The organism is Curtobacterium sp. UCD-KPL2560 (assembly GCF_001705035.1).
Classification (GTDB): domain Bacteria; phylum Actinomycetota; class Actinomycetes; order Actinomycetales; family Microbacteriaceae; genus Curtobacterium.
In genome coordinates this window covers 1-7,701 of record NZ_MCIG01000106.1, presented here as the reverse complement: position 1 = coordinate 7,701, position 7,701 = coordinate 1, and the positions used below count along the sequence as shown (strand labels likewise).

At 72.2% G+C, this 7,701-nt stretch carries 6 protein-coding genes and 2 pseudogenes; 5 read left to right on the top strand and 3 right to left on the bottom strand.

All coding sequences use genetic code 11. The features are described 5' to 3' along the window. Nucleotides 1-118: 118 nt before the first annotated feature. Nucleotides 119-880 (bottom strand): annotated as a pseudogene (locus BEP24_RS15335) (ParA family protein); the annotation flags it as partial. Between the two features lie 282 nt (nucleotides 881-1,162). On the opposite strand from BEP24_RS15335, the gene BEP24_RS15330 reads away from it, so the two are divergent. Continuing rightward, nucleotides 1,163-1,666, top strand: coding sequence for a peptide deformylase (locus tag BEP24_RS15330; protein WP_065964877.1), 504 nt, complete (start codon nucleotides 1,163-1,165; stop codon nucleotides 1,664-1,666). A gap of 168 nt (nucleotides 1,667-1,834) precedes the next feature. Continuing rightward, the gene (locus BEP24_RS18155; RefSeq protein ID WP_290439187.1) at nucleotides 1,835-1,966 is read left to right on the top strand and encodes a hypothetical protein; all 132 of its coding nucleotides are present in this window, start codon (nucleotides 1,835-1,837) and stop codon (nucleotides 1,964-1,966) included. Between the two features lie 340 nt (nucleotides 1,967-2,306). On the opposite strand, the gene BEP24_RS15325 is transcribed toward BEP24_RS18155, so the two are convergent. Continuing rightward, nucleotides 2,307-4,151 carry a long-chain fatty acid--CoA ligase gene (locus BEP24_RS15325; protein ID WP_065964875.1) on the bottom strand — a complete coding sequence of 615 codons (1,845 nt, stop codon included), beginning with the start codon at nucleotides 4,149-4,151 and terminating at the stop codon, nucleotides 2,307-2,309. A gap of 179 nt (nucleotides 4,152-4,330) precedes the next feature. Between BEP24_RS15325 and BEP24_RS15320 the strand changes: the two genes are divergently transcribed. The 3 genes from BEP24_RS15320 (at nucleotide 4,331) to BEP24_RS15310 (ending at nucleotide 7,507) form a co-directional block, all read left to right on the top strand. Beyond that, nucleotides 4,331-5,284 (top strand): ROK family protein, encoded by a 954-nt coding sequence (locus BEP24_RS15320; RefSeq protein WP_065964879.1) that lies wholly within the window; start codon nucleotides 4,331-4,333, stop codon nucleotides 5,282-5,284. 38 nt (nucleotides 5,285-5,322) lie between these two features. Further along, on the top strand, nucleotides 5,323-6,048 hold the full coding sequence (locus BEP24_RS15315) for a lysophospholipid acyltransferase family protein (RefSeq protein WP_065964873.1): 726 nt from the start codon (nucleotides 5,323-5,325) through the stop codon (nucleotides 6,046-6,048). Nucleotides 6,049-6,121: 73 nt separating this feature from the next. Continuing rightward, complete coding sequence (locus BEP24_RS15310; protein ID WP_065964871.1) at nucleotides 6,122-7,507, top strand: class II 3-deoxy-7-phosphoheptulonate synthase; 1,386 nt, start codon at nucleotides 6,122-6,124, stop codon at nucleotides 7,505-7,507. 99 nt (nucleotides 7,508-7,606) lie between these two features. On the opposite strand, the pseudogene BEP24_RS17220 reads toward BEP24_RS15310, so the two are convergent. Further along, nucleotides 7,607-7,701, bottom strand: a pseudogene (locus BEP24_RS17220) (3-deoxy-7-phosphoheptulonate synthase); the annotation flags it as partial.

Sequence of the window (7,701 nt, the reverse complement as noted above, 5' to 3'; positions counted from 1 at the left end):
GGGCCTGTTCTCCGTGGCCGCCGCCGACCGTGCCCTCCGCGCGATCGAGGAGATCCGCCGCGGTCTCTCCCCCCGCCTGCAGCCGCTCGGCATCATCGTGAACCGTGCCCGCGTGCAGTCGCTCGAGCAGCTGGTCGAAGTTCCGCGCCATCTCCTGCGCCGACTCGCCGGGCCACACGTGCAGCGGCTTCGCGGCACCCTGCGCCTGCTGCAGCGACGTGCGCTCCGGCAGCTGCGGGGAGAGCACGAGCGGCCCGAACATGTCGCGCAGCTCCTTGATGCGGAACTGGTGCTCGAGCGACTGCACGCGGGCACGGTTCACGATGATGCCGAGCGGCTGCAGGCGGGGGGAGAGACCGCGGCGGATCTCCTCGATCGCGCGGAGGGCACGGTCGGCGGCGGCCACGGAGAACAGGCCCGGCTCGGTCACGACGGTCACGCGGTCGGACGCGGCCCACGCGGTGCGCGTGAGGGCGTTGAGCGACGGCGCGCAGTCGATGAGGACGAGCTCGTAGTCCTGCTCGACGTTGGCGAGTGCCTCCTCGAGCTTCCAGATGTCGCGGATCGACGGGTGCGGCCCGTCGAAGTTGATCGCCGAGGGGGAGCCCACGAGGACGTCGACCTTGCCCTGCGAGCCCTTCGTCCACCCCGACGGTGCGATCGCCTGACGGACGATCTTCTCCTTCGGGTTCTCGAGGACGTCGGCGACGTTGAGGTGGCCGGAGATGTCGATGTCGAGGCCGGTCGAGACGTCGGACTGCGGGTCGAGGTCCACCACCAGCGTGCGCAGTCCCCTGGCGAACGCGGCCGAAGTCAGGCCGAGCGTCACCGTCGTCTTGCCGACACCACCCTTGAGGGAGCTCACGCTGAGTACATGCACGGTGAGCCACGTTACCGCCACTAGGGTTGTGACACCTCAACCCGCGCTGGGAGGGTCGTCGAGTCCAGCAGGTTCCCCGTCGCGCGACGGAGGGCGGATCGCCGTCCCGGCCGCCGTCCGGCAGGGTCTGCACCGGGTCCCGACGGCCACCGACGGACCGGTCCGTCCGGGCGTGGTCGAGGTGAAGGAACACGCGGCCGCCGACCGGTACCGACGGCCGTCCCGCGACCCCGACGGTGCCGTGCGCGCCCGTCGACGACCTCCTGGTGGTGCTGCAGCAACGTGACCGTCCGTCCCATCCGCCTGTTCGGTGATCCCGTCCTCCGTTCGCCCGCCGACCCGATCGCGCCGGCCGCGCTCGGCTCGCAGGGCATCCGCGACCTCGTCCAGGACCTCCTCGACACCGTGCGCGAGCCCGGTCGGGCCGGTGTCGCGGCGCCGCAGATCGGCGTCGGGCTCCGGGCGTTCTCGTACAACGTCGACGGCGTGGTGGGGTACGTCCTGAACCCCGAGGTGGTCGCCGTGTCCGGCGAGCCCGAGCTGATGGACGAGGGCTGCCTGTCGGTGCCCGGCCTCGCCTACCCGACCCGGCGCCACCCGCACGCCCGCGTGGAGGGCGTCGACGTCGACGGCCAGCCGGTCGTGCTCGAGGGCGACGGCCTCATGGCGGAGGCGCTGCAGCACGAGGTCGACCACCTCGACGGCACGGTCTACGTGATGACGCTCGACCCCGAGCTCCGACGGCAGGCGCTGCGGGACATCCGGTCGCAGGACTGGTTCCACTGACCGCGTGCCGGTGACCCGGCGGAGCCGAGGGCGCACCGACACCGCACGTTCGCGTGCGGGGAACCGTGACACCCCTTCGCGGGATTGCCACGGGGGGCCCGACGCGAGGTACGGTGTCCGCGTCGGCACCCACCGACGCGTCACCCCACCCCCATCAGGACACCCCGCATGACCGTTCAGAACGACGAGCTCAGCTCGCACCGCACCCGCACCAACCGTCGCCCCGACCCCACCCCGGTGGCGACCTCCTCGATCGCCGTCCTCGACGTCGCCGACGCGTCGCAGGAGCCGCAGCGCTGACCCCGCGCGGGTCGTGCCCCGCGGACAGCCCAGCACGGACCGGACCCGGTGCCCCTCCCACGAGCGGCACCGGGTCCGCTGCCGTCCGGAGGCCCGTCCGGGCGCAGGCCGGGAGGCGCGGTGCCGGTCCCGGGACCGGCCGCCGGTCGTCCGCCTGACCGACCGCACGACCCGGTGCCGGCCCGGGATCGGCCGCCGGTCGTCCGCGGGACCGCCCGCGCGACCCGGTGCCGGTCCCGGGACCGGCCGCCGGTCGTGCTGGTGACGGCCTGGAGGCCCGGTGCCGGCCCGMCGGACCGGCACCGGGCCTCCAGGCGGTCGCCCCGGCCCTGACGGGCCGTCAGCCGCGTCGCCGCCGCGAGGTCACGACCGGCGTCGCGGTGGTCTGCACCGCAGACCCCGAGTAGATGTGCTCGACCTCCGCGGCGAAGTCCTTCATCACGACCGCGCGCTTGATCGTCAGCTTGGGCGTGAGGTGCCCGGACGCCTCGGTGAGCTCGGTGTCCACCACGGTGAACGACCGGACCGACTCGGCGCGCGACACGCGCTGGTTCGCGGCGTCGATCGCCTCCTGCACGGCCTGGTGGACACGCTCGTCGTACGCGGCCTCGCGCGCGGTGAGCACGGGGTCGATGCCGCGCGAGCGGCACCAGCCGGGCAGCATCTCCCGGTCGAGGGTGACGAGGGCGGCGACGAACGGCTTGCCCTCGCCGACCACGACCACCTGGCCGACCAGCGGGTGCTCGCGGATGCCGTCCTCGAGCGGGGCGGGGGCGACGTTCTTGCCGCTCGCGGTGACGATGAGCTCCTTGGCCCGACCCGTGACCGTGAGCACGCCGTCGGCGTCGAGTCGTCCGAGGTCGCCGGTGCGGAACCAGCCGTCGGCGAACGCCTTCGCGGTGGCCTCCTCGTTGTGCCAGTACCGGTCGAAGACGTCGACGCCGCGGATGAGGATCTCGCCGTCGTCGGCGATCCGCACCTCGACGCCCGGCAGGGCCCGTCCGACGGTGCCGATCCGGAGTTCGGCGGCACGGTTGACCGTGGCGGGCGCGGTGGTCTCCGTCAGTCCGTAGCCCTCGAGGATGTTCACGCCGATCGACCGGAAGAAGTGCGACAGCCGCGGGGAGAGCGGCGCGGAACCACTGATCGCGTACTCGACCCGTCCGCCGATCGCCGCGCGGAGCTTCGAGAAGACGAGCTTGTCGAACAGCGCGTAGCGGGCGCGGAGGCCGAACGGCACGCGGCCGGCGGCCACCGCCTCGGAGTGCGCGACCGCGACCGCAGCGGCCGCGCGGAAGACCTTGCCCTTGCCGCCGAGGTCGGCCTTCTGCTCGGCCGAGTTGTAGATCTTCTCGAACACGCGCGGGACCGCCAGCAGGAACGTCGGGCGGAACGTCGACACCGCCTGCATGAGGTCGCGCGTGTCCGGTTCGTGGCCGACGAGGACCCCGGTGTGCACCGACATCACCGCGATGAAGCGCGCGAAGACGTGCGCCAGGGGGATGAACAGCAGCGTCGACGAGCCCTCGGCGACGACCTCGGGCATGGCCTCGGTGGCGCCCTCGACCGTCGCGGTGAAGTTGTCGTGCCGCAGGACGCAGCCCTTGGGCCGCCCGGTGGTGCCCGACGTGTAGATGATCGTCGCGTCGTCGTGCCCGTGCACGTCGGCGGTGCGGGCGTCGAGCTCGGCGTCGGTGACGGTCTCGCCGAGCCGCACGAGGTCGTCGAGTCCGCCGCCGTCGATCGTCCAGTGCTGGCCGAGGTGCGGCAGGTCCGGCGCGATCGAGGCGACCCGGCGCGCGTGCTCCTCCTGCTCGACCACGATCGCGACGGTCTCGGAGTCGGACAGGATCCAGCGCACCTGGTCGGGCGAACTCGTCTCGTAGACCGGGACCGACACGAGGCCGGCGGTCCACACCGCGAAGTCGACGAGGGTCCACTCCAGCCGCGTGCGGGACAGGATCGCGACGTGCGACCCGGGCTGCAGGCCGGCGGCCACGAAGCCCTTGGCGATGCCGCGCACGCGTGCGAGCACGTCCGACGCGGTGATCGGCGTCCAGGTGTCGCCGTGGCGCTCGGCCAGGATGTGCCGGTCGGGCGTGCGTCGGGCCCGCTCCGAGAGCAGGCGGGCCGCTGACCCGTGGTCGGGTGCGGAGGTGGGTGCGGGCTGCCGCTGATCGTTCACGGTTGACTCCCTTGTCGGCCGGTTCGATTCGAGGACGCCTCAGCGACGAGGTGTCCCGATCAGCATATGGCGAGCAGCCGGGGATCCGGTGCGAACCGGGCGGGTGGTCGCCGTGGAGCCCGGCGGCCCGGTCCGCCGCCGTCCCGGTCGGGTGCAGGGAGGCGGTAGGCTCGGTGCTCGTGCATGCCATCGGAATCGACATCGGGGGCACCAAGATCGCGGGAGCGGTCGTCACGGAGCTCGGCGAGATCCTCGCCGAGGACCGCGTCGCCACCAACGCGGCTGACCCGGACGCCATGCTGGACGACGTCGTGACGATGGTCACGCGTCTCCGCGCCGCCCACGACGTGGGAGCGGTCGGCGTCGCGGCGCCGGGCTTCATCGACGCCTCGCAGTCGATCGTCTACTACACGCCCAACATCCGGTGGCGGAACGAGCCCCTGCGGCAGAAGCTGCAGGAGCGGCTCGGCGACCTGCACATCACGGTCGACAACGACGCCAACGCGGCGGGCTGGGCGGAGTTCCGCTTCGGCGCCGGTCGGCTCGTGTCGGACATGACCATGCTCACGATCGGCACCGGTGTCGGCGGGGCCATCGTCACCGAGGACCGCCTGTTCCGCGGTGGATTCGGCACCGGCGGCGAGATCGGTCACCTCCGGATCGTGCCGAACGGCCTGCCCTGCGGCTGCGGTGCGCGCGGCTGCATCGAGCAGTACGGCTCCGGTCGTGCCCTGCAGCGCATGGCGAACGACGTCGCCGACGCCGGCGGCATCGGCTCGGCCCTCGCCGACGCCCGCGAGCAGAACGGCGGGCAGCTCGACGGCGGCATCGTCGGGGACCTCATCCTCGCCGACGACCCGGGCGCCCTCGCTGCCCTGCGCCGCCTCGGCCGGCACCTGGGCGAGGCGTGCGCCTCGCTCTCCGCCGTGCTCGACCCGCAGCTCTTCGTGTTCGGCGGCGGCGTCGCGAGCGCGGGGGACCGGCTGCTCGAGCCGATCAAGCAGGCGTACCTCGCGAACCTCCCGGCCCGCGGGTACCACCCGGAGCCCGACTTCGTCATCGCCGAGCTGGTCAACGACGCCGGCGTCGTCGGTGCCGCCGACCTCGCCCGCATCCACGCCCGCACGGCGTAGGGTCCCACCGGCACGTCCGTCGCGAACTGGAGTCGATGATGACCTACTGGCTGCTGAAGAACTTCCTGCTCGGCCCGCTCATCCTCACCCTCTTCCGCCCGTGGGTGATCGGCCGCGAGCACGTCCCCGCGAAGGGGCCCGTGATCTTCGCGTCGAACCACATCTCGTTCATCGACTCGGTGGTCCTGCCCGCGGTGCTCGACCGGCGCATCTCGTTCCTGGCGAAGAGCGACTACTTCACCGGCCGCGGCCTCAAGGGCTGGGCCACGAAGACGTTCTTCAACGCCATCGGTCAGCTGCCCATCGACCGGTCCGGCGGCAAGGCGTCCGAGGCGTCGCTGCACACCGGCCTCCAGGTGCTCGCCCGGGGTGAGCAGCTCGGCATCTACCCCGAGGGCACGCGCAGCCCCGACGGCAAGCTCTACCGCGGGCGCACCGGCATCGCGCGGATGATCCTCGAGGGCCGCGTCACGGTCGTCCCGGTCGCGATGATCGGCACCCGCGAGGTCCAGCAGATCGGGCAGCGGTTCCCGAAGCCCAAGCGCGTCGGCGTCGTGTTCGGCAAGCCGCTCGACTTCTCGCGCTTCGAGGGGTTCGAGACCGACCGCTTCATCCTGCGCAGCGTCACCGACGAGGTCATGCACGAGCTCGCCGGCCTGAGCCGCCAGGAGTACGTCGACGTCTACGCCACGAGCGTCAAGGAGCGCGCGAGCTCCGCACGCGAACAGGTCATGCAGACCCGTCGGGGTCCGGCCGCCCGCTAGGATCTGAGGACCCCGGCACCCGCCGGACGACCTGTCCCACCAGGTCTGGAACCCAGAACTCCGAGGTACCGCCTTGCCCGAGACGCTCGACCCCGTCGCCCTGCACGATCCGGACGTCATCGAGGGCCTCGACCACTGGCGCACCCTGCCGATCAAGCAGCAGCCGACGTGGCCGGACGCCGCCGAGGCCGAGGCTGCCTCGGCCGAGATCGCCACGCTCCCGCCGCTCGTCTTCGCGGGCGAGGTCGACAAGCTGCGCGACCGGCTCGCCGCCGCGGCCCAGGGCCGGGCGTTCCTGCTCCAGGGCGGCGACTGCGCCGAGACCTTCGCCGGTGCCACCGCCGACTCGATCCGCGACCGCGTGAAGACGATCCTGCAGATGGCGGTCGTGCTGACGTACGGCGCCTCGATGCCGGTCATCAAGATGGGCCGGATGGCGGGACAGTTCGCCAAGCCCCGGTCGAGCGACTTCGAGACCCGCGGCGACGTCACGCTGCCCGCCTACCGCGGCGACATCGTCAACGGCTACGACTTCACGCCGGAGAGCCGCCGCGCCGACCCGCGCCGCCTCGTGCAGGGGTACCACACCGCCGCGTCGACCCTGAACCTCGTCCGCGCCTTCACGCAGGGCGGGTTCGCCGACCTGCGCCAGGTGCACTCCTGGAACAAGGGCTTCGCGTCGAACCCGGCCAACGCCCGGTACGAGCACCTGGCGAAGGAGATCGACCGCGCGATCCGCTTCATGGACGCCTGCGGTGCCGACTTTGAGGCGCTCAAGCACACCGAGTTCTACGCCTCGCACGAGGGTCTGCTCATGGACTACGAGCGCCCGATGACCCGGATCGACTCCCGCTCCGGCCAGGCGTACGACACCTCGGGCCACTTCATCTGGATCGGGGAGCGCACGCGCGACCTGGACGGCGCACACGTCGACTTCCTGTCCCGTGTCCGGAACCCGATCGGCGTGAAGCTCGGCCCCACCACCTCGGTCTCCGACATGCAGGCCCTCGTCGAGAAGCTCGACCCCGAGCGCGAGCCCGGGCGCCTGACGTTCATCACCCGCATGGGCGCCGGCAAGATCCGTGACGAGCTCCCGAAGCTGCTCGAGGCGATCAAGGGCATGGACGCCAACCCGCTCTGGGTCACCGACCCGATGCACGGCAACGGTCTGACCACCCCGACGGGCTACAAGACCCGCCGGTTCGACGACGTCGTGGACGAGGTCCTCGGCTTCTTCGAGGCGCACCGACAGGTGGGCACGTACCCGGGAGGCATGCACGTCGAGCTCACGGGTGACGACGTCACCGAGTGCCTCGGCGGCTCGGAGCAGATCGACGAGGCGACCCTGGCGACCCGCTACGAGTCGCTGTGCGACCCGCGCCTGAACCACATGCAGTCGCTCGAGCTCGCGTTCCTCGTGGCCGAGGAGCTCGGCGCGCACCCGTACGTGCGCGCGTAGTCCCGACGCGACCCGATGACGGACGGGAGGCGCGGTGCCAGCCGGCACCGCGCCTCCCGTCCGTCGTGTGGTCGCGCCCCACGCGCGCACGTACGGGTGCGCGCCGAGCTCCTCGGCCACGAGGAACGCGAGCTCGAGCGACTGCATGTGGTTCAGGCGCGGGTCGCACAGCGACTCGTAGCGGGTCGCCAGGG